Below are 23,099 nucleotides of genomic sequence, written 5' to 3' on the forward strand. Positions count from 1 at the left end.
CCTGATGCAGGTGGGGGGAGGGAGAATTAATGCGCTTTAGCTACTTTGGCGGTTTTCTGTTTGCACAAATAGCCGATGCCAAGAATGGCAATCCATACCGGGATTAAGTACACCGAAATCGCCATGCCCGGCGTCATCAGCATAATCACCAGCACTGCAGCCATGAAAATCAGACATACCCAGTTCCCAAGCGGATAGAGCAGCGCCGGGAAACGGGTGGTAACGCCTTGCTGCTGTTTGGCTTTGCGGAACTTCATGTGCGCCAGGCTAATCATTGCCCAGTTGATCACCAGTGCGGAAACCACTAGCGCCATCAGCAGGCCAAAGGCGGATTCCGGTGCCAGATAGTTGATCAGTACACACAGAGCCGTAACCAGCGCGGAGACCAGAATGGTGTTCACCGGTACGCCGCGTTTGTCGACGTTCATCAGCGCTTTTGGCGCGTTGCCCTGCTGTGCCAGACCGAACAGCATACGGCTGTTGCAGTATACGCAGCTGTTATAGACAGAAAGGGCAGCGGTCAGCACTACGATGTTCAGAGCATTGGCAACAAAGGTGTCGCCCAGCTCGTGGAAAATAAGGACAAACGGGCTGGTATCAGCCGTGACGCGCGTCCACGGCATCAGGGAAAGCAGAACAGCCAGCGAACCTACATAGAAAATCAGGATACGGTAGATAACCTGGTTGGTTGCTTTGGGAATGCTTTGCTCCGGGTTATCGGCTTCTGCTGCGGTGATCCCGACCAGCTCCAGCCCACCGAAAGAGAACATAATAATAGCCATCATCATCACCAGACCGGTGAAGCCGTGCGGCAGGAAGCCCCCCTGGCTCCACAGGTTACTGACGCTGGCCTGCGGGCCGCCGTTGCCGCTAAACAACAACCAGCCGCCGAACAGAATCATCGCAACCACGGCAATGACTTTAATAATGGCGAACCAGAACTCCATTTCCCCAAACACTTTCACGTTGGTCAGGTTGATGGCGTTGATCAGCACGAAGAAGGCTGCAGCAGAAACCCAGGTGGGGATATCCGGATACCAGAACTGGATGTATTTACCTACGGCAGTCAGTTCAGCCATGGCAACCAGGACGTACAGTACCCAATAGTTCCAGCCAGAAGAGAAACCCGCGAAACCGCCCCAGTATTTATAAGCAAAGTGGCTAAAGGAGCCTGCAACCGGCTCTTCAACCACCATTTCACCTAACTGACGCATAATCAAAAAGGCGATAAAGCCGGCAATTGCGTAACCCAGAATAATACCCGGTCCTGCAGACTGGATAACAGATGCGCTACCGAGGAATAACCCGGTACCAATCGCGCCACCCAGCGCGATTAGCTGTATATGGCGGTTCTTAAGACCGCGCTTGAGCTGATCGCCATGCTGTTGACTTTCCATCATTAAACCTCGTGTGTGGTTTTACTCTTCATATTTCGAGTACTTATTTTTTGAACTACGCAGCAATGCGTGTGTAAGTATGCAATTCCGTTTGTTGTATTTATTTGTTTACAGATGCTTTAGATAAAATGTTGCCTCAATGCTTTTGTCTTGATCAGAATAATGATATGCGAGCGCGAATGCACCTGCTTTATGCGGGCAAGATGACGAGTTGAATAAAAAGAAACCATTTGTAAATGCGAGTTTATCTACCACAAAATTTCCATTTTGAATTTTTATTCACTAATTGTGGCTAATGTGTCGATAAATAATCAGGTGAATCGGTTCAGATGAGATATTTTTTCGTTTCAATTCCGTTAAAACTACCCCGTGGTGGGTAAATTTAACATTTGTGCATAGTTACATGTTTGAAACGTTATTTCTGTAATGTTGTTAAAATATGCCCCCTTTACTGATTTCAATCAAAACCTGTATGGACAGAAGGTGAATACTTTGTTACTTTAGCGTCAAGAACATGAAATTGGTAAGACCAATTGACTCCGGGCAAATGGCTTAAGACAGGAAATCATGGCCTACAGCAAAATCCGCCAACCAAAACTCTCCGATGTGATTGAGCAGCAGCTGGAGTTTTTAATTCTTGAGGGGACACTTCGCCCCGGAGAAAAACTCCCACCGGAACGCGAGCTGGCAAAACAGTTCGACGTCTCCCGCCCCTCCTTACGCGAGGCGATCCAACGCCTTGAAGCGAAGGGGTTACTGCTTCGTCGTCAGGGCGGTGGCACTTTTGTTCAGAGCAGCCTGTGGCAGAGCTTTAGCGACCCACTGGTAGAGCTGCTCTCCGACCATCCTGAATCCCAGTTTGACCTGCTTGAGACGCGCCATGCGCTGGAAGGTATTGCAGCCTATTACGCTGCACTGCGCAGCACGGATGAAGACAAAACGCGTATCCGTGAACTCCACCATGCGATCGAGCTTGCTCAACAGTCCGGCGATCTTGACGGCGAATCTGACGCGGTACTCCAGTATCAAATTGCTGTCACCGAAGCGGCACATAATGTGGTGCTGCTCCATTTGCTAAGGTGTATGGAGCCGATGCTGGCCCAGAACGTTCGGCAAAACTTCGAATTGCTGTATGCGCGTCGCGAGATGCTGCCGCTGGTGAGCAGTCACCGTACCCGCATCTTTGAAGCAATTATCGCCGGGAAGCCTGAAGAAGCGCGTGAAGCGTCTCACCGTCACCTGGCGTTTATCGAAGAGATTCTGCTGGACAGGAGCCGTGAGGAAAGCCGTCGTGAACGCGCCTTACGCCGTCTGGAGCAACGAAAGAATTAGTGATTTTTCTGGCAGAACGTTAACCAGAAGATGTTGTAAATCAAGCGCTATCGAAAGGCGCGGCAACTAAACGCAGAACCTGTCTTATTACGCTCTCTGGTGAGAACGTAATGGGACAGGTTCCAGATAACTCAACGTATTAGATAGATAAGGAATACCCCCATGTCAGAACGTTTCCCAAATGACGTGGATCCGATCGAAACTCGCGACTGGCTACAGGCGATCGAATCGGTCATCCGTGAAGAAGGTGTTGAGCGTGCTCAGTATCTGATCGACCAACTGCTTTCAGAAGCTCGCAAAGGCGGCGTGAAAGTAGCGGCAGGTGCTGGGGCCAGCAATTATGTAAACACTATTGCCGTTGAAGATGAACCGGAATACCCGGGCAATCTGGAGCTGGAGCGTCGTATTCGTTCTGCTATCCGCTGGAACGCCATCATGACCGTACTGCGCGCGTCTAAAAAGGACCTCGAGCTGGGTGGCCACATGGCATCCTTCCAGTCCTCCGCAACGGTGTATGATGTTTGCTTCAACCACTTCTTCCGTGCACGCAACGAGCAGGATGGCGGCGATCTGGTTTACTTCCAGGGCCACATCTCTCCGGGCATCTACGCTCGCGCATTCCTGGAAGGTCGTCTGACTGAAGAGCAGATGAACAACTTCCGTCAGGAAGTACATGGCAAAGGCCTGTCTTCCTACCCGCACCCGAAACTGATGCCGGAATTCTGGCAGTTCCCGACCGTATCTATGGGTCTGGGCCCAATCGGTGCAATCTACCAGGCTAAATTCCTGAAATATCTGGAACACCGTGGCCTGAAAGATACCTCTAAACAAACCGTTTACGCCTTCCTGGGCGACGGCGAAATGGATGAGCCAGAATCTAAGGGTGCTATCACCATCGCGACCCGTGAGAAACTGGACAACCTGGTCTTTGTTATCAACTGTAACCTGCAGCGTCTTGACGGTCCGGTCACCGGTAACGGCAAGATTGTTAACGAACTGGAAGGCATCTTCGCGGGCGCTGGCTGGAACGTTATCAAAGTCATGTGGGGCGGTCGTTGGGATGAGCTGCTGCGTAAAGATACCAGCGGTAAACTGATCCAACTGATGAACGAAACCGTTGACGGCGACTACCAGACCTTTAAATCCAAAGATGGCGCATACGTACGTGAGCACTTCTTCGGTAAATACCCGGAAACCGCAGCTCTGGTTGCTGACTGGACTGACGAGCAGATTTGGGCTCTGAACCGTGGTGGTCACGATCCGAAGAAAGTCTACGCTGCACTGAAGAAAGCGCAGGAAACCAAAGGCAAAGCAACTGTAATCCTGGCCCATACCATCAAAGGTTACGGCATGGGTGACACCGCCGAAGGTAAAAACATCGCTCACCAGGTTAAGAAAATGAACATGGATGGCGTGCGTTATATCCGCGACCGTTTCAACGTTCCTGTGACCGATGAGCAGGTTGAAAACCTGTCTTACATCACCTTCCCGGAAGGTTCTGAAGAGCACACTTATCTGCACGCTCAGCGTCAGAAACTGCACGGCTATCTGCCTGCTCGTCAGCCGAACTTCACCGAGAAGCTGGAACTGCCTGCTCTGGAAGACTTCGGTGCGCTGCTGGAAGAGCAGAACAAAGAAATCTCCACCACTATCGCTTTCGTTCGTGCCCTGAACGTGATGCTGAAGAACAAGTCGATCAAAGATCGTCTGGTTCCGATCATCGCTGACGAAGCGCGTACTTTCGGTATGGAAGGTCTGTTCCGTCAGATCGGTATCTACAGCCCGAACGGTCAGCAGTACACCCCGCAGGACCGTGAGCAGGTTGCTTACTATAAAGAAGACGAGAAAGGTCAGATCCTGCAGGAAGGCATCAACGAACTGGGTGCTGGCGCATCCTGGCTGGCTGCTGCGACCTCCTACAGCACCAACGATCTGCCGATGATTCCGTTCTACATCTACTACTCCATGTTCGGGTTCCAGCGTATCGGTGACCTGTGCTGGCAGGCAGGCGACCAACAGGCTCGCGGCTTCCTGGTAGGGGGAACTTCTGGTCGTACGACGCTGAACGGCGAAGGTCTGCAGCACGAAGATGGTCACAGCCATATTCAGTCTCTGACTATCCCGAACTGTATCTCTTACGATCCGTCTTACGCGTACGAAGTTGCGGTCATCATGCACGATGGTCTGGAGCGTATGTACGGTGAGAAACAAGAGAACGTTTATTACTACATCACCACGCTGAACGAAAACTACCACATGCCGGCAATGCCAGCAGGTGCCGAGGAAGGTATCCGTAAAGGTATCTACAAACTCGAAACCCTCGAAGGTAAGAAAGGTAAAGTTCAGCTGCTGGGCTCCGGTTCTATCCTGCGTCACGTGCGTGAAGCAGCACAGATCCTGGCGAACGACTACGGTGTAGGTTCTGACGTTTACAGCGTAACCTCCTTCACTGAACTGGCGCGTGATGGCCAGGATTGTGAACGCTGGAACATGCTGCACCCGATGGAAACTCCGCGCGTTCCGTACATCGCTCAGGTGATGAACGACGCTCCGGCAGTGGCATCTACTGACTATATGAAACTGTTTGCCGAACAGGTTCGTACTTATGTACCGGCTGATGATTATCGCGTACTGGGTACTGACGGCTTCGGTCGCTCTGACAGCCGTGAAAACCTGCGTCACCACTTCGAAGTTGATGCTTCTTATGTGGTTGTAGCGGCCCTGGGCGAACTGGCTAAACGTGGCGAAATCGATAAGAAAGTGGTTGCTGACGCAATCATCAAATTCAACATCGATGCAGATAAAGTTAACCCGCGTCTGGCGTAAGAGGTAAAAGAATAATGGCTATCGAAATCAATGTACCGGACATCGGGGCTGATGAAGTTGAAATCACCGAGATCCTGGTCAAAGTGGGCGACAAAGTTGAAGCTGAACAGTCGCTGATCACCGTAGAAGGCGACAAAGCCTCTATGGAAGTTCCGTCTCCTCAGGCAGGTATCGTTAAAGAGATCAAAGTCTCTGTTGGCGACAAAACTGAGACCGGCAAACTGATCATGATTTTCGATTCCGCCGATGGTGCAGCAGCCGCTGCACCTGCTCCGGCAGAAGAGAAGAAAGAAGCAGCTCCGGCAGCAGCACCTGCTGCGGCAGCGGCGAAAGAAGTACACGTACCGGACATCGGCGGTGACGAAGTCGAAGTTACCGAGGTTATGGTTAAAGTGGGCGACACCGTTGCGGCTGAACAGTCTCTGATCACCGTTGAAGGCGATAAAGCGTCGATGGAAGTTCCGGCGCCGTTCGCGGGCACCGTTAAAGAGATCAAAATCAACACGGGCGATAAAGTGTCTACCGGTTCTCTGATTATGGTCTTCGAAGTTGCAGGCGCAGCGCCTGCTGCAGCACCGGCTCAGGCGGCAGCTCCAGCAGCAGCGGCGGCTCCGGCAGCTTCTGGCTCGAAAGAGGTTAACGTTCCGGATATCGGCGGTGACGAAGTTGAAGTCACTGAAGTGATGGTTAAAGTGGGCGATAAAATTGCCGCTGAGCAGTCACTGATTACCGTTGAAGGCGATAAAGCGTCGATGGAAGTTCCGGCACCGTTCGCGGGCACCGTGAAAGAAATCAAAATCAGCACCGGTGACAAAGTCAAAACCGGTTCTCTGATTATGATCTTCGAAGTTGAAGGCGCAGCACCTGCTGCCGCTCCAGCTGCCGCGGCTGCTCCAGCCTCTGCAGCTGCACCGGCTCAGGCTGCTAAACCAGCCGCAGCTCCGGCCGCGAAAGCGGAAGGTAAATCTGAGTTCGCTGAGAACGACGCTTATGTTCATGCAACGCCGCTGATTCGTCGCCTGGCGCGCGAGTTCGGTGTAAACCTGGCGAAAGTGAAAGGTTCTGGCCGTAAAGGTCGTATCCTGCGTGAAGACGTTCAGGCTTACGTGAAAGACGCTATCAAGCGTGCTGAAGCTGCTCCGGCAGCAGCAGGCGGCGGTATTCCGGGCATGCTGCCTTGGCCGAAAGTGGACTTCAGCAAGTTTGGTGAAATCGAAGAAGTGGAACTGGGCCGTATCCAGAAAATCTCTGGTGCTAACCTGAGCCGTAACTGGGTGATGATCCCGCACGTTACGCACTTCGACAAGACCGATATCACCGATCTGGAAGCGTTCCGTAAACAGCAGAACGCCGAAGCTGAAAAACGTAAACTGGACGTGAAATTCACGCCAGTGGTCTTCATCATGAAAGCCGTTGCCGCCGCTCTGGAACAGATGCCACGCTTCAACAGCTCTCTGTCTGAAGACGGTCAGCGTCTGACCCTGAAAAAATACATCAACATCGGTGTTGCGGTAGATACGCCGAATGGTCTGGTTGTTCCGGTCTTCAAAGACGTGAACAAGAAGAGCATTACCGAGCTGTCTCGTGAACTGACCACCATCTCCAAGAAAGCGCGTGATGGCAAGCTGACCGCTGGCGAAATGCAGGGCGGTTGCTTCACCATCTCCAGCATCGGTGGCCTGGGTACGACCCACTTCGCGCCGATTGTGAACGCGCCGGAAGTGGCTATCCTCGGTGTCTCCAAGTCCTCTATGGAGCCAGTGTGGAACGGTAAAGAGTTTATGCCGCGTCTGATGATGCCGATTTCGCTCTCCTTCGACCACCGCGTAATCGACGGTGCTGATGGTGCGCGCTTTATCACCATCATCAACAACATGCTGTCTGACATTCGCCGCCTGGTGATGTAAGCGAAAAAGCCGGCCCGACAGCCGGCTTTTTTCTGGTAATCTCATGAAGTCAGTGAGGTTATTGTGCGAAAGACAAATCGGTTGCCGTTTGTTGTTTCAAAATTGTTAACAATTTTGTAAAATACGGGCGGATAGAACGACCCGGTGGACGACGGGTATAAATTAAGAGGTCATGATGAGCACTGAAATCAAAACTCAGGTCGTGGTACTTGGGGCAGGCCCTGCAGGTTACTCTGCTGCCTTCCGTTGCGCAGATTTAGGTCTGGAGACCGTCATCGTAGAACGTTACAGCACCCTCGGTGGTGTTTGTCTGAACGTCGGCTGTATCCCTTCTAAAGCGCTGCTGCACGTAGCAAAAGTTATCGAAGAAGCCAAAGCGCTGGCTGAACACGGTATCGTTTTTGGCGAGCCGAAAACCGATATCGACAAGATTCGTACCTGGAAAGAAAAAGTTATCACTCAACTGACCGGCGGTCTGGCGGGTATGGCCAAAGGCCGTAAAGTGAAAGTGGTTAACGGTCTGGGTAAATTTACCGGGGCAAACACCCTGGAAGTTGAAGGTGAAAACGGCAAAACCGTGATCAACTTTGACAACGCGATCATCGCGGCGGGTTCCCGTCCGATCGAACTGCCATTCATTCCGCATGAAGATCCGCGCGTGTGGGATTCCACCGATGCACTGGAACTGAAAACTGTTCCTAAGCGCCTGCTGGTAATGGGCGGCGGTATCATCGGTCTGGAAATGGGTACCGTGTACCATGCGCTGGGTTCAGAGATCGACGTGGTTGAAATGTTCGACCAGGTTATCCCGGCAGCCGATAAAGACGTGGTTAAAGTCTTTACCAAACGCATCAGCAAGAAATTCAACCTGATGCTGGAAACCAAAGTAACCGCCGTTGAAGCGAAAGAAGACGGTATCTACGTTTCCATGGAAGGCACAAAAGCGCCTGCTGAAGCTCAGCGTTACGATGCAGTGCTGGTGGCTATCGGTCGTGTACCGAACGGCAAAAACCTCGACGCGGGCAAAGCTGGCGTGGAAGTTGATGACCGTGGCTTCATCCGCGTTGACAAACAGCTGCGTACCAACGTGCCGCACATCTTTGCTATCGGCGATATCGTCGGTCAGCCGATGCTTGCGCACAAAGGTGTTCACGAAGGTCACGTTGCCGCTGAAGTTATCGCCGGTAAGAAACACTACTTCGATCCGAAAGTTATCCCATCCATCGCATACACTGAACCAGAAGTTGCATGGGTTGGCCTGACTGAGAAAGAAGCGAAAGAGAAAGGCATCAGCTACGAAACCGCCACCTTCCCGTGGGCTGCTTCTGGTCGTGCTATCGCTTCCGACTGCGCAGACGGTATGACTAAACTGATTTTCGACAAAGAATCTCACCGTGTTATCGGTGGTGCGATTGTCGGTACCAACGGCGGTGAGCTGCTGGGTGAAATCGGTCTGGCGATCGAAATGGGTTGTGATGCTGAAGACATTGCGCTGACCATCCACGCGCACCCGACTCTGCACGAGTCTGTGGGCTTGGCGGCAGAAGTGTTCGAAGGTAGCATCACCGACCTGCCAAACCCGAAAGCGAAGAAAAAGTAATCTTCCCGCTTTTGTGAAAACGCCTCTTCGGAGGCGTTTTTTTTGCCTGAAAGCTACCAGTTCTGGTAGTCATCTTATTGATATTTCCACTAAAAAAAATTGCGCAACTGCCGATACTTTTTTCGCCATTGTGTGGCTACTGGCCGCGCGGTTAAGAGGCTCTGGATTCTCTATTACACGAAAAAAGGAAATAACATGTCTTTAAAAAAAATCGCGGTTGTTGGCATGGTTGTCGCGACAATGACGCTGACTGGTTGTGGCGCGATGACCACCGCCGTTAAAAAACGTAATCTCGAAGTGAAAACGCAGATGAGTGAAACCATCTGGCTGGAGCCTTCCAGCGAGAAGACCGTCTACATTCAGGTAAAAAACACTTCTGATAAAGACATGAGCAACCTGCAAACCCTGCTGGCAAACGACCTGTCTGCGAAGGGCTATAAAGTGACCAGTTCACCAGACAGCGCTTACTACTGGGTACAGGCGAACGTACTGAAAGCGGACAAAATGGATCTGCGTGAAGCTCAGGGCTTCCTGAAGACCGGCTATGAAGGGGCAGCGGTGGGTGCTGCGTTGGGAGCGGGCATCACCGCCTATAACAGCAACTCCTCCGGCGCGGCGCTGGGCGTTGGCCTGGCGGCGGGGCTGATCGGTATGGCCGCGGATGCTATGGTAGAAGACGTGAACTACACCATGGTCACTGACCTGCAAATCTCTGAGCGCAGCAAAGCGAAAGTGACAACGGATAACGTTGCCGCACTGCGCCAGGGCACGTCCGGTATCAAGCTGCAAACCAGCAGCGCGCAGGGCGATCGCGCAAAATACCAGACCCGCGTCGTGTCTAATGCCAACAAAGTGAACCTGAAGTTCGAAGAAGCGAAACCGGTTCTGGAAGCGCAGCTGGCGAAATCCGTCGCTAACATCTTGTAATCTCTCGTGAGTTGGCCGGAGGGGGGGCGCTTCCCCGGCCAAATCACTATTTGACTGGCATTCAGGGCGCTACGGGCTGCCAGTTTTTATCCAGATGATATGCGGTTAACGCCTCGGCTTTCTGCTGTGCATCAGCGCCGAGATCGGCCTGATAGACTTTATCATCACCGTTAATCATAAAACTCATAACGCCAGTGTGATCGTAGCTGACGGGCCAGGCAACCATCGCAAAGCCGCTGGTTTTATCGGGAAGGATACGGAAACGATAGCCGTGATAGCCCGTGCCAGGCTCTTGCGGACTAAAGGCCGGGCCAAGCGGGCTTGGCGCTTCGCCGGGCGAAACAGGCCAGTACAGACCATCTTTTTTCCCTTCAGAACTGACAATCTTTTGCGCGTATTTTTGGTTCATCGCAAAGTAGCTTTGCTGAGCATCTACATAGGCGTGTAATGCTTCAATAGCGGCAAGTTCGTTGCGCCCAATCTCACGGGTCAGGATCTCTTCAGCCGCTTCCTTGATATCAAATTGCCAGCCGGAAGCGGTTTTAACAACCGGGATCGGCAGTTGCCAGTCGCTGTCCCCGACCACCAGGTGCGCGCTATTGCCGTCGATGACGGTATTATGGCGGACCTTCCAGTCGCGCAGGAAGCGATCAACCGCATCAGGATCGACGCCTTCCGGTGGCAGAAACTCGCGCCAGTTTTCCCCGAGCAGGTTGTTCATCGCGCTTTCATTCTGCTCGCTTATCGCGGTTGCCAGGGCATCGGTCGCCTGGTCTGGTGTGCTGAAGGATTGCTGTGCCATCGCGGTGGTCGAAACCATGAATAACACCATTCCACTGAGTAGTTTATTTTTCATGTCGCTTCCCTTAACGATGACGGAATTCACGGTGTTCAGCACGGTCGCCGGATAGCTGGCGAGATGGCTGATTGCGGGCGACCTGCCTGCTTTGAGCCCCTCGCTGCTGCTGCGCCTGCCAACTGGCGGAGCGACTGTCGTTGCCGCTCAGCGCATTGGCCCGCGGTTGGCTGGTCCGTTGTTGAAGATTGCGCTGCTGCACGTTGCGTTGCTGCGCTGGTTGCGTGACCCGTTTCTCTTGTCGCTGAGTGGCGGCCTGGCGATGTTCATGTTGCTGAGTGTTTGCCCGTTTTGCCGTTTGCGGTTTGGTATCGTAACCACGGTAGTTATTACGCTGGGAAATTTGCTTTAGCTGTTGGCTGGATGCCTGACGCTGGGCGTCTTTCGTTCCCGTACGCGCCGTCTGGGGGAAGGTTTTCCCCGTTGATTTTTCCATCTGGCTCAACGCTGCCTGACGCTGGCTATCACGGTTGACCGGTCTTTGCTGGGTTGAGCTTAGGCCCGTAGCCGTGTTAGTGGAGTGGAAGCGGTTATTGAGCTGGCTATTAGGGTACGGCACCCCTTCGCGATAGGCCGGGTTGTGCTGCCAGGTACGGTTGGCATCCGTCAGATGCTGTCCACTGATTTTATTGAAGTTATCTACGTTGATATTGATGTTGTTATCACCGTTGCGGTTATAGCCGCCATGGTTATCCCAGTCATCGTTATGATGGTGATCCCAGTCATCGTCGTCATCCCAGTCAATATTGCTGAAGATGGCATAAGTTGTGGCGACGCCGAGGCTGAAGCCTAAACCGTTAACGAAGCTGTTGCCAAACTGCTCGCCGGGCGTTGGCGGTAGATAGGTTGGCGGATAGGCGGTGTTCGGCCAGGTACCGTAAACCGTATTTGGGTTATAGGTGGGAACGTAAACTACCTGCGGGTCGGCGGATTCAATTTTGATTACCGTTGGGCTTGCTGAAGCAGCGGTCGTGGCTGTTGTGGTCGTTGACTCGCTGGTGACAGTTTTAGTCGGTGCTGCTTTGGCCACGGTGGTAACGGTCTGCTGCGGTGTTGATTGTAACGCTCCGGTCTGTTGCGCCAGCGCACGCAGGCGTTGAACGGAATCCATAACCTCTTTCGGCTGCGCAAGGAATGCATCGCCCAGGCTCTGTACCCACGGCGGATTTTCACCCATCAGCGACATCAGCTGTGGAAACGCCACCAGCGATTTTACGCTGGGATCCCAGGGTTGGCTGGCAACGGCCTGAATGGCGGCATCACCCTGCATTTTGGGATTGTCTTTTGACCACTGCGCGGCCTGGATGACGTTGGCCGGGTAGGTTGAGGCCATCAAAATTTGCGACAGCAGTGAATCCGGATAGAGCGCGATAGGCGCAACCCACTGATCGATTTGTGCCGATGTGTACGTAGGGGCTGCGGTGGGCGCTGGTTGATCGGCCGGGGCAGGGGCCGCTACGGGAGCTGGAGCCGGTGCGGACGGTTGCTGTGCGACGGGGGCTGGAGTTACTGGCTCCGTTGCGCGACTTTTAACGAACATCACGCCAGAGGCGGCAAACAGCCCGGCACTGCACAGAAGGACAAGCAGATGTGGCTTAAAGGGCAACTTCATAAAATGACTCCAACGAGACAAGCGCTGTGCCGTGAGGCGTTCTGTTGCCGCGAGTATTATTCACCCGTGTTAGATAGTTTTGACTTTTATTGGGGATTCACCCGGCAGGTCCGGAAAAAGAGTGTGAAGATTTATTACACAATTATATCTGATGGCTGAAAAATCGCTGGAATATTCAGCATGTCGCGCTTGAAAATCAACCGTTTTACATCGTTTTTAGGGAGCCTAAATTACGCCCCGCCTTGTCGCTACACCATTCTTAACGATTCAGCCAATTTTTTATGTTGCTTTTTTGTAAACGGATTAACACTTAATGAAAATCCTGTTATTGTGCCTTACGCGGTACCGGGCATTTACCCTACTAACTACTGTCTCACAGGAGCGTGAAGAGAATCGCCCATCTACAAAAGCGCCGCATTATGACAATGAGAGCGAGGAGATATCGTCGTGCTAGAAGAATACCGTAAGCACGTAGCTGAGCGTGCTGCCCAGGGGATTGTGCCAAAACCGTTAGACGCAACCCAAATGGCCGCACTTGTCGAGCTGCTGAAGACCCCGCCTGTGGGCGAAGAAGAATTCCTGTTAGACCTGTTGATCAACCGCGTTCCTCCTGGCGTAGATGAAGCCGCTTATGTTAAAGCGGGTTTTCTCGCTGCCGTCGCGAAAGGCGACACCACCTCCCCGCTGGTGACGCCAGAAAAAGCCATTGAACTGCTGGGCACCATGCAGGGTGGTTACAACATTCATCCGCTGATCGACGCGCTTGACGACGCGAAACTGGCGCCGATTGCTGCCAAAGCGCTCTCTTCAACGCTGCTGATGTTCGATAACTTCTACGATGTAGAAGAAAAAGCCAAAGCGGGCAACGAATATGCGAAGCAGGTAATGCAGTCCTGGGCCGATGCCGAATGGTTCCTGAACCGTCCTGCTCTGGCTGAAAAAATCACCGTTACCGTGTTTAAAGTGACGGGTGAAACCAACACCGATGACCTCTCTCCGGCACCGGACGCATGGTCTCGCCCGGATATCCCTCTGCACGCGCTGGCGATGCTGAAAAACGCCCGTGAAGGTATCGAACCGGACCAGCCGGGCGCGGTAGGCCCGATCAAACAGATTGAAGAACTGCAGAAAAAAGGCTACCCGCTGGCGTATGTGGGTGACGTTGTTGGTACCGGCTCTTCGCGTAAATCTGCAACCAACTCCGTACTGTGGTTCATGGGCGATGATATCCCTCATGTACCGAACAAGCGCGGCGGCGGTCTGTGTCTCGGCGGCAAAATTGCACCTATCTTCTTTAACACCATGGAAGATGCGGGCGCACTGCCATTCGAAGTGGACGTCTCGAACATGAACATGGGCGACGTGATTGACGTTTACCCGTTCAAAGGAGAAGTGCGTAACCATGAAACCGGCGAATTGCTGGCAAGCTTTGAGCTGAAAACTGATGTGCTGATCGACGAAGTGCGCGCTGGTGGCCGTATTCCGCTGATCATCGGTCGTGGCCTGACTACCAAAGCGCGCGAAGCGCTGGGACTGCCGCACAGCGACGTATTCCGTCAGGCGAAAGACGTGGCGGAAAGCAGCCGCGGCTTCTCTCTGGCGCAGAAAATGGTGGGCCGCGCCTGCGGCGTGAAAGGTATCCGTCCGGGCGCGTACTGCGAACCGAAGATGACCTCCGTGGGTTCTCAGGATACCACCGGCCCGATGACCCGTGATGAACTGAAAGACCTGGCGTGCCTGGGCTTCTCTGCTGACCTGGTGATGCAGTCCTTCTGTCACACTGCCGCGTATCCGAAGCCGGTTGACGTGACCACGCACCACACTCTGCCGGACTTCATCATGAACCGTGGCGGCGTGTCGCTGCGTCCGGGCGATGGCGTAATCCACTCCTGGCTGAACCGCATGCTGTTGCCGGATACCGTCGGCACCGGCGGTGACTCCCATACTCGTTTCCCGATTGGCATCTCCTTCCCGGCGGGTTCTGGCCTGGTGGCGTTTGCTGCTGCGACCGGCGTGATGCCGCTGGATATGCCGGAATCCGTTCTGGTGCGTTTCAAAGGCAAAATGCAGCCGGGGATTACCCTGCGCGATCTGGTACACGCCATTCCGCTGTACGCGATCAAACAGGGTCTGCTGACCGTTGAGAAGAAAGGTAAGAAAAACATCTTCTCTGGCCGCATCCTCGAAATCGAAGGTCTGCCGGATCTGAAAGTGGAGCAGGCGTTCGAACTGACCGATGCCTCCGCTGAACGTTCCGCTGCCGGTTGTACCATCAAACTGAACAAAGAGCCGATCGTTGAGTATCTGAACTCTAACATCGTTCTGCTGAAGTGGATGATCGCTGAAGGTTACGGCGATCGCCGTACGCTGGAGCGTCGTGTGCAGGGGATGGAAAAATGGCTGGCGGATCCGCAATTGCTGGAAGCCGACGCTGACGCAGAATACGCGGCGGTGATCGACATCGATCTGGCGGATATCAAAGAGCCAATCCTGTGTGCACCGAACGATCCGGACGACGCGCGTCTGCTGTCTGACGTGCAGGGCGAGAAGATCGATGAAGTCTTCATTGGCTCCTGCATGACTAACATCGGCCACTTCCGTGCGGCGGGTAAACTGCTGGATGCACACAAAGGCCAGTTGCCGACGCGTCTGTGGGTGGCTCCGCCAACCCGTATGGATGCGGCGCAGCTGACCGAAGAAGGCTACTACAGCGTGTTTGGTAAGAGCGGTGCGCGTATTGAGATCCCAGGCTGCTCGCTGTGCATGGGTAACCAGGCGCGTGTGGCTGACGGCGCAACGGTGGTTTCGACCTCTACCCGTAACTTCCCGAACCGTTTAGGTACCGGGGCGAATGTCTACCTGGCTTCTGCGGAACTGGCGGCGGTTGCGGCGCTGATTGGCAAACTGCCGACGGCGGAAGAGTATCAGACCTATGTGGCGCAGGTTGATAAGACGGCGGTGGATACTTACCGTTATCTGAACTTCGACCAGCTGTCTCAGTATACTGAGAAAGCCGATGGTGTGATTTTCCAGACCGCGGTGTAATACGCTAACGCGATTTGTGTAAAAACGCATCAATGCCCGGAGAAGTCTTCTTCTCCGGGCATTTTTATTTCTGTTCCTTATACCCGCTACGCTTTTTTTCTGCCGCGCTGCTGCGATAATTACAGCAAGGTGCAATGCGGTATTGGCGCATTGCCGGGAGCAGAGGAAGACATTATGGATTACGAATTTCTGCGCGATATTACCGGAGTGGTAAAAGTGCGTATGTCCATGGGCCACGAGGTGGTGGGGCACTGGTTTAACGAAGAAGTGAAAGAGAACCTGGCCTTACTTGATGAAGTGGAACAGGCGGCGCATGCGGTGAAGGGCAGTGAGCGCTCCTGGCAGCGAGCAGGGCATGAATATACGCTCTGGCTGGATGGTGAAGAGGTGATGGTGCGCGCCAATCAGCTGGAATTCTCCGGAGATGAAATGGAAGAGGGGATGAGCTACTACGACGAAGAGAGCTTTTCACTTTGCGGCGTAGAGGACTTTCTTCAGGTCGTGGCGGCGTACCGCGAGTTTGTACAACAACGCTAATCAACGCGGAGCCACTCGGCTCCGCATTACTATCGGGTGAGCGCTGTGCGCACCCGATAGCCGAGCACTTTTTCGCAGGCCCGTTATCGGGTGTATTCACTGGTAAAAGTAAGGTGAAATAACCTTGCGGTCATCTTTTGGTTCAGAAAAACGCAGGCACCTGACGACTGGAGTATAGGCTGGCAGCGCGACTGTTCGGCCTGGGGATACACGCAGGTGATAGTGGCGAGTTGCGCGAGAGGGACGGTCATCGCTCCTTGTTCGCTGTCCATACGCCATACCGCGAGCCACGCCTCATGCTCGTTACGCAGGCCAAAGGCCAACCACGGTGAGGATAATGTGGGCATACCCAACGGCCAGAAAGGCTGTAGATGCGGAATTTTCTCGCGAAACGTTTTATACAGCGCAATCCCTTCCTGAACCAGCGCAAAACGTTCTTCACTCAACTCCGCCAGATGACCACTCTGATGCACCCGCAGCAGCATGCTGTTAACCATATTCATCACCACTTCTTCCCGATCCCCCTCGCGCAGGGGATAAGACCAGATAGCAGCTTGCTCAGGAGTGACCGCTGACGCTGCGGCGGCAGCGATAGCCGCCATGAGCCGATAGTCGGTTTGATCGGTAACGGATTGAATACTGTGCTGTTGCAGCATCGCGTAATCCATCCGTAAACCACCGCTGCCGCAGTTCTCGATCACCAGTTGTGGGTAGCGTTGCATTGTTTTCTGCAGCCAGGCTAGATAGGCACGGTTATGCTGCAACAGGCCGTCGCCGCTGCTGTCGGCCTGGTAGTCAGTACCGCTGCCTGCATTGATGTTGTAATCCATTTTGATATAGCTAACACCGTAATCCTCGACCAGGCGCGTGATGATCCGTTCGGCATGTTCTTGTACCAATGGGTGGCGGAAATCGAGCTGATAGCGCTGGTGGTCGATAACCCGTTTGCCATGACGCTGGAAAAAACACTCATCGGGCAGCTTTTGCGCCAGCGGACAAGCTATGCCCATGACCTCAAGCTCTAACCACAGACCTGATTTCATCCCTTTGGCGGCAATATACTCAAGCGGTTCGTGGATCCCGCCAGGGAAACGCGCGGATGAAGGCAGCCATTCACCAACGCCATCCCACCATTCACCGTCCGAGTACCAACCGCAATCAATGCAGAAATATTCGCAGCCAGCCTTTGCGGCTGCATCAATCAACGGCAGCAACTTTTCAGTCGTAGGGTCACCTGAGAGGCAGTTCATATAATCATTGAAGATCACTGGTAGCTGCACATTATCCTGTGAAGGGCGCATTATTCGTCGACGATAGCGCGTTATCTCTTGTAGCGCCTCTTGCAGCCCGCCGTGTACCTGGCTTACGGCAACAGGCACGGAGGTAAAGGTTTCACCGGGTAGTAGTTGTTTCCACCAGTGATTTTCGTTTTCCGTTGGCCCGCTAGCCTGCAAATAGAGACGATTACGGAAATCGCCGATCTCCCATTGCCACGAACCGTTATGCTCAATTTGCCAGAGCAGTGTTGTTCCTGCCGCCGTGTCTTCAAATGCCGCCATAGGAAGATAGCCAATACTGGACCAGGTTCCTGTGTTTTCGATAGCGATACGATTAAGGGAGAAGACATTCACCTTATCCAGCCCAAGCTCTGGTGGTGTGGCGCTTTTCCACTGTGCTTCGCCGTACCAGTTATTATGCGGTAGATGCAGGACGCTATTTTTTTGCCAGGGCAGGCTGTCGATGGCGAACAACGTCAGCGAACTGACATACTCCAGGCCGATAGTATCGGCGCTGGCGTTACGGATATCACACCAGACGCGGGCCGCCTGTAGCCCACGAAAATGCTGTAGATGCCAGCGGGCGTGAACCGCTGGGCTATGTAGATCTATCTCCAGTTTTTTCCCCTGTGCATTTTCGCTTTCCCGATGGGCGTGATAGCGCAGAGAGGAGCCTGGTTCGCTACCGGTATGCTTACGGGCGTGGTGATCGTTTTGATTATGGCCACTGACATGCACCTGAATAAGAGGGAATGCACCCTGTACATCACTCTTTCCGACAAGTAAAAACTGGCTGATATAAATTTGTTGTTCTTCATTTAACTCGAAGGAAATATGAAAGTTATCTTCTTTAAAGTCTATAAAGCTCATCTTGTCGCACCCTTGTATTATTGTCCGATATTTCGCAGTTTTTTTCCTGCCATCAGGTTTTGCTCAATGCGCTCCAGTGAAATATTTTTTGTTTCAGGCACAAAAAGATAGATGATCACGAGGGCGACAATATTCAGTAGCGCATATAAATAAAATGTATGGGCGCTACCTAAACTATTTAGCAATGACAGGAAGGTTGCACTGACAATCATCCCGGCGATGTGACAGGTAAAAGTGGAGCAGGTGATACCAAATTCTCGGCCTTTCAGCGGTTGAATCTCAGAGCACAATAACCAGATAAGCGGCCCGGCAGACATGGAGAAGCCGACGATAAACAGCAACAGCATGGTAACCGTGATACCTTTCTCCAGCGCTGATAACGCATCACCACCCAGCAACGTCCCTACGATGCTCATAGCGAAACCCATCGTGATAAAACCAGCGTACAGCATTGGTTTTCGTCCCCAGCGATCGACGAAGCCGACGGCAATAAAGGTGGCGAGCGTCATCACGAAGCCCACAATAACCGTGCCCCACATCTGCTCGGCTGTTGAAGTGAAGCCAATTTCATGGAATATACGCGGCGCGTAATACATCATCACATTTACGCCAGAGAACTGCTGCATGATTTGCAAAATAATTCCCAGGCTAACACTGCGACGAAAATTCCTGTTTTCTTTGAATAAATTCCAGCCTTGTTGCTTAACGTTGAGCTGTTCTTTAATTTCGCTAAGCTCATTCTCCACCTCTTCACGGCTATTACGCAGGCGGATTAACACTATCCGAGCCTCCTCTTCACGGCCATGCATCATGAGCCAGCGCGGGCTGCGCGGCAGGAATAGCGCCCCGAACAGAAAAACCAGAGAAGGGATGGCGACAACCAGCAGCATACCGCGCCAGTTGCCGCTGTAGCTAAAGGCGGTATTGGTCAGAAAAACCAGCAAGATGCCTAGCGCAATCATCAATTGATAGGCTGATATCATTGCACCGCGAATGTTTTTTGGCGTTATTTCAGAAAGATAGAGTGGTGTCGCATAAGATGCGACACCCAGACCGACGCCGAGGATCAGCCGTCCGACGATGAGCATCCCTGGGCCAACTGCGCAGGTGCAAATAATCGCTCCTATGCAAAAGGAGGCCGCGGCGATTAATAAAGCGTATTTACGGCCCAGGCGATAGGCCAGAAAACCGCTACACAGAGTTGCGACGGCGGCGCCGACCATCATTGAACTGACCACCCACTCCTGCTGGCTATCCAGCAGTTGATACTCTTTAGCGATCAGCGGTAGAGCGCCGGAAATGACGCCGATATCCAGGCCAAATAACAGCCCTGCGAGCGCAGCCAACAGGCAAATCCAGATGACTTGGGGGCGCGTTTTATGTTTTTTGGCCGCAGTTGGAAGTGTACTATCTAATGTCATGATATAAGTACCTTTGTTTGTATGATTATTTTTCAGGGCTTTTTGTTTTAATACTTAATCGATTTCGTATTGTTTTATGCTAGATCTGAAAAATAATGATTTCAATGGTTGTAACTGCATAATTGTGATCGTTGCTACACAATAAAGTCGTGTCGAAATGTTTTTTATTGTCACGTAAAAACTAATCAGTTAAATTGGCAGGAATATCCTTGTTCAGAGCTATTTAGTCCATAATAAATATGAATATAAAAGAGCTGGCGGCGTATCTTAATCTTTCGACAGCGACGGTTTCGAAAGCGCTAAATAATAAAAGTGATATCAGTAACCACACCCGTAAAAAAGTACTGGAAGCGGCGGATAAACTGGGTTACCGGCCAAATGCATCAGCCCGCTATTTGCGTAGTGGTAAAACAGGGGTCGTGGCTCTGCTGCTGCCTGCAGCGGATGATGGCAATATCCATACCGCCTCGTTCTTTATGGCTATCGCCAGGGGGCTACAGGCTAGTTTAAAAGAGAGTGCCATCGATCCGGTCATCCATATTTCTACCGATCGCGAAAGTGAGCTACAACTGCTGCATAAAATTGTTGAGCAGAACCGTGCTGACGCGATTATCCTGACAGACACTCGTATTGATGATGAACGGATCCTTCTGCTTGATGAACTAAAGTTTCCCTTTGTGACGATGGGGCAAAGCCGCTCGCTGGGCGGGAACTTCAATTGGGTCGATTTTCATCATGAGGAGATGGGGAAACAATGCGTGCGTGCGGCACTGCGTCTCGGAGCGCAACGTATTGCCATTGCGACGCTTGGCCCGGACAGTATGCATGGCCGTCAGTTCTTGACCGGCTGTTTGCAGGCGTTGGCGGTGCAAGGGATTCATTACCATGACGGGTTGGTTTTCTTTGGCAGCGTAGCTGAATCTTCCGGTGAAGAGGCCGCGCGGCAATTTCTACAGCAGCCAGAGCGGCCTGATTTCATTATTTTCATCAACGACTTTTTACTGATGGGGGCGAGTCACTATCTGGCCTCGTTACCCGAGTGCGGACTCAATGAAAAAAACATGCTGTGTGCCACGGCAAGCAGCGATTTTTCTGTGCGAGTGGTGTCGTCGAGTTGTCTCTTTACCGTCGATCACGAAGAGGTTGGGCGGCAACTGGGGCTGGCGATATTGAGAGTCACTAAAGGGGAAAACCAGGCAAAATCAGTGTTGCTGACGTTGCCGGTAAAAGAGTAAGCGAAGCTTGCTGGTTCCGCAGCGCGGCTATTTAACGTAAGCCAACAGGCTCAGGGAGTCACGTGCCAGCGCTTTGCATTTCTTGGCCGTTGGGATGCCTATACCGCTGAGGTCGCGGTAGCTGTCTTCACCCAACGCTTTCATATTGAAGGTGTCGTAATTGCTCAGGTCCCACTGGTTTTGCTGGGCAAAAAAGACCAGTGCGCGACGAATCTGCCCATTTGGCAAATTCTGGTATCCACAGTCATTTTTCAGAAAAACAAAAACTGCCGTTAAATCGGCCATATCTTCGGCTTCGGACTCACTAAGCGCGTAACTGTTTGCGCATACGGCCATCAGGCTGCCGAACAAAACGGTTCTGAAAAACGTCTTCATTGCTTCTACCACTGCATCACGGAATTTAAACGTTAGCACACTGCGAGCGAAGCGACGACCTTTATTATTAGCCGTTTACTTGACCTTCCCGTAAGGGGAAGGGTTATGCTTAAAAGATAGCCTGCTTAAGCTGCTGAATATAAGGAAGTGATTATGCAACGTCGTGACTTTTTAAAGTACTCCGTGGCGCTGGGCGTCGCGTCAGCGTTACCTCTGTGGAGCCGGAGCGTATTTGCTGCAGACCGTCCCGCATTACCCATTCCAGACCTGTTAACCGCAGATGCCTCTAACCGTATGCAGCTGATCGTGCAAGCCGGACAGTCGAGTTTTGCCGGTAAAACAGCCACGACCTGGGGATATAACGGCAGTTTGCTCGGGCCGGCGGTCAAGCTGAGTAAAGGGCAATCGGTGACGGTGGATATCCATAACCAGCTTGCCGAAGAGACGACGTTGCACTGGCACGGGCTGGAAATCCCCGGTGAAGTCGACGGTGGCCCGCAAGGTATTATTCCGGCGGGTGGGAAACGTTCTGTGACCTTCACACCGGATCAGCGCGCGGCAACCTGCTGGTTCCACCCGCATCAGCATGGGAAGACCGGTCGTCAGGTGGCGATGGGCCTGGCCGGACTGGTGCTGATTGAAGATGAAGAGATTCGCAAGCTGCTGCTGCCTAAGCAGTGGGGCATTGATGATGTGCCGGTGATTATTCAGGATAAACAGTTCTCTGCTGATGGTCAGGTTAACTATCAACTGGACATCATGACCGCTGCCGTCGGTTGGTTTGGCGATACGCTGCTGACCAATGGGGCGATTTATCCTCAGCATGCTGCACCGCGCGGTTGGCTACGCCTGCGTCTGCTAAATGGTTGTAACGCACGCTCACTGAATATCGCGGCCAGCGACAATCGTCCTTTGTACGTTATTGCCAGCGACGGCGGACTGTTGGCGGAGCCAGTAAAAGTAACCGAACTTCCTATGCTGATGGGCGAACGCTTTGAAGTGCTGGTGGATGTGAGCGACGGTAAAGCGTTTGATCTGGTCACTCTGCCTGTGGGTCAGATGGGCATGGCGATTGCGCCATTTGATAAGCCGCATCCGGTGATGCGCGTTCAGCCGCTGCTGATTACCGCTTCCGGCACGTTGCCGGATACGCTGACATCCATGCCGGCGCTGCCATCGCTTGAGGGGCTGACGGTGCGCAAACTGCAATTATCGATGGACCCAATGCTCGACATGATGGGCATGCAAATGTTGATGAAGAAGTACGGCGCTCAGGCTATGGCGGGTATGGATCATGGGAAGATGATGGGCCATATGAATAATGACAATATGGGCCACGGGAACATGAAGCATGGCAATATGAGCCACGGTGAGATGGGGAATATGCAGCATGGTGACATGGGCAACATGAAGCATGGAACATTCGATTTCCATAATGCCAACCGGATTAATGGTCAGGCGTTTGATATGAATAAACCGATGTTTGCCGCGGCGAAAGGTCAACACGAACGCTGGGTGATTTCCGGTCAGGGCGACATGATGCTGCATCCGTTCCACATTCACGGCACGCAGTTCCGTATTCTGTCTGAAAATGGCAAAGCGCCTGCTGCGCACCGCGCGGGATGGAAAGATACGGTGCGGGTAGAGGGCGGCGTGAGCGAGGTGCTGGTGAAATTTGACCACGACGCGCCAAAGGAACATGCCTATATGGCGCACTGCCATTTGTTAGAGCATGAGGATACCGGGATGATGCTCGGTTTTACCGTATAAACAGCGGCGGATAGCGGTGGCGCTATCCGCTAAATGTTTATTCCAAAAACGGATTATTACTCTATCGTCGAGTAAAAGCATTCATATACTGATGAGGTTAATCACTCATCAC

At 52.7% G+C, this 23,099-nt stretch carries 15 protein-coding genes; 9 read left to right on the forward strand and 6 right to left on the reverse strand.

The window, feature by feature from the left end; genetic code table 11:
- Window positions 1–26 precede the first annotated feature (26 nt).
- Window positions 27–1,400: an aromatic amino acid transporter AroP gene (gene aroP, locus HV334_RS04170; protein WP_085951098.1), complete on the reverse strand. Its 1,374-nt coding sequence runs from the start codon at window positions 1,398–1,400 to the stop codon at window positions 27–29.
- A gap of 564 nt (window positions 1,401–1,964) precedes the next feature.
- Between aroP and pdhR the strand changes: the two genes are divergently transcribed.
- The 5 genes from pdhR (at window position 1,965) to traT (ending at window position 9,989) form a co-directional block, all read left to right on the forward strand.
- A complete protein-coding gene (pdhR, locus tag HV334_RS04175; RefSeq protein ID WP_003018699.1) occupies window positions 1,965–2,729 on the forward strand; it encodes a pyruvate dehydrogenase complex transcriptional repressor PdhR in 765 nt (254 codons plus the stop codon).
- Between the two features lie 162 nt (window positions 2,730–2,891).
- Complete coding sequence (gene aceE / locus HV334_RS04180; protein ID WP_016151717.1) at window positions 2,892–5,555, forward strand: pyruvate dehydrogenase (acetyl-transferring), homodimeric type; 2,664 nt, start codon at window positions 2,892–2,894, stop codon at window positions 5,553–5,555.
- Between the two features lie 14 nt (window positions 5,556–5,569).
- Window positions 5,570–7,462, forward strand: a complete 1,893-nt coding sequence (aceF, locus tag HV334_RS04185) for a pyruvate dehydrogenase complex dihydrolipoyllysine-residue acetyltransferase (protein ID WP_016151718.1) — start codon at window positions 5,570–5,572, stop codon at window positions 7,460–7,462.
- Between the two features lie 175 nt (window positions 7,463–7,637).
- On the forward strand, window positions 7,638–9,062 hold the full coding sequence (gene lpdA / locus HV334_RS04190; RefSeq protein ID WP_181221853.1) for a dihydrolipoyl dehydrogenase: 1,425 nt from the start codon (window positions 7,638–7,640) through the stop codon (window positions 9,060–9,062).
- 195 nt (window positions 9,063–9,257) lie between these two features.
- Window positions 9,258–9,989 carry a conjugal transfer complement resistance protein TraT gene (gene traT / locus HV334_RS04195; protein WP_043018444.1) on the forward strand — a complete coding sequence of 244 codons (732 nt, stop codon included), beginning with the start codon at window positions 9,258–9,260 and terminating at the stop codon, window positions 9,987–9,989.
- A gap of 61 nt (window positions 9,990–10,050) precedes the next feature.
- On the opposite strand, the gene HV334_RS04200 is transcribed toward traT, so the two are convergent.
- Together HV334_RS04200 and HV334_RS04205 are read right to left on the reverse strand one after the other, a co-directional pair.
- Window positions 10,051–10,845, reverse strand: a complete 795-nt coding sequence (locus HV334_RS04200) for a DUF2950 family protein (protein ID WP_047499851.1) — start codon at window positions 10,843–10,845, stop codon at window positions 10,051–10,053.
- A 10-nt stretch (window positions 10,846–10,855) separates the two neighbouring features.
- Window positions 10,856–12,457 (reverse strand): DUF3300 domain-containing protein, encoded by a 1,602-nt coding sequence (locus HV334_RS04205; protein ID WP_181221207.1) that lies wholly within the window; start codon window positions 12,455–12,457, stop codon window positions 10,856–10,858.
- A gap of 447 nt (window positions 12,458–12,904) precedes the next feature.
- On the opposite strand from HV334_RS04205, the gene acnB reads away from it, so the two are divergent.
- Complete coding sequence (gene acnB, locus HV334_RS04210) at window positions 12,905–15,502, forward strand: bifunctional aconitate hydratase 2/2-methylisocitrate dehydratase (RefSeq protein ID WP_181221208.1); 2,598 nt, start codon at window positions 12,905–12,907, stop codon at window positions 15,500–15,502.
- Between the two features lie 174 nt (window positions 15,503–15,676).
- Window positions 15,677–16,039: a protein YacL gene (yacL, locus tag HV334_RS04215; RefSeq protein WP_075847966.1), complete on the forward strand. Its 363-nt coding sequence runs from the start codon at window positions 15,677–15,679 to the stop codon at window positions 16,037–16,039.
- 83 nt (window positions 16,040–16,122) lie between these two features.
- Here yacL and HV334_RS04220 read toward each other — a convergent pair whose 3' ends face one another.
- On the reverse strand, window positions 16,123–18,186 hold the full coding sequence (locus HV334_RS04220; protein ID WP_200013958.1) for a glycoside hydrolase family 36 protein: 2,064 nt from the start codon (window positions 18,184–18,186) through the stop codon (window positions 16,123–16,125).
- Window positions 18,187–18,203: 17 nt separating this feature from the next.
- Complete coding sequence (locus HV334_RS04225) at window positions 18,204–19,607, reverse strand: sugar porter family MFS transporter (protein ID WP_103766823.1); 1,404 nt, start codon at window positions 19,605–19,607, stop codon at window positions 18,204–18,206.
- Between the two features lie 239 nt (window positions 19,608–19,846).
- Between HV334_RS04225 and HV334_RS04230 the strand changes: the two genes are divergently transcribed.
- Complete coding sequence (locus HV334_RS04230; protein WP_103766822.1) at window positions 19,847–20,842, forward strand: LacI family DNA-binding transcriptional regulator; 996 nt, start codon at window positions 19,847–19,849, stop codon at window positions 20,840–20,842.
- A gap of 27 nt (window positions 20,843–20,869) precedes the next feature.
- Here HV334_RS04230 and HV334_RS04235 read toward each other — a convergent pair whose 3' ends face one another.
- Window positions 20,870–21,217, reverse strand: a complete 348-nt coding sequence (locus tag HV334_RS04235) for a YacC family pilotin-like protein (protein WP_003018667.1) — start codon at window positions 21,215–21,217, stop codon at window positions 20,870–20,872.
- 153 nt (window positions 21,218–21,370) lie between these two features.
- On the opposite strand from HV334_RS04235, the gene cueO reads away from it, so the two are divergent.
- The gene (gene cueO / locus HV334_RS04240; protein WP_181221209.1) at window positions 21,371–22,987 is read left to right on the forward strand and encodes a multicopper oxidase CueO; all 1,617 of its coding nucleotides are present in this window, start codon (window positions 21,371–21,373) and stop codon (window positions 22,985–22,987) included.
- Window positions 22,988–23,099 lie beyond the last annotated feature (112 nt).

Origin of the sequence: Citrobacter sp. RHBSTW-00944 (assembly GCF_013615435.1) — a bacterium.
GTDB lineage: Bacteria > Pseudomonadota > Gammaproteobacteria > Enterobacterales > Enterobacteriaceae > Citrobacter > Citrobacter braakii.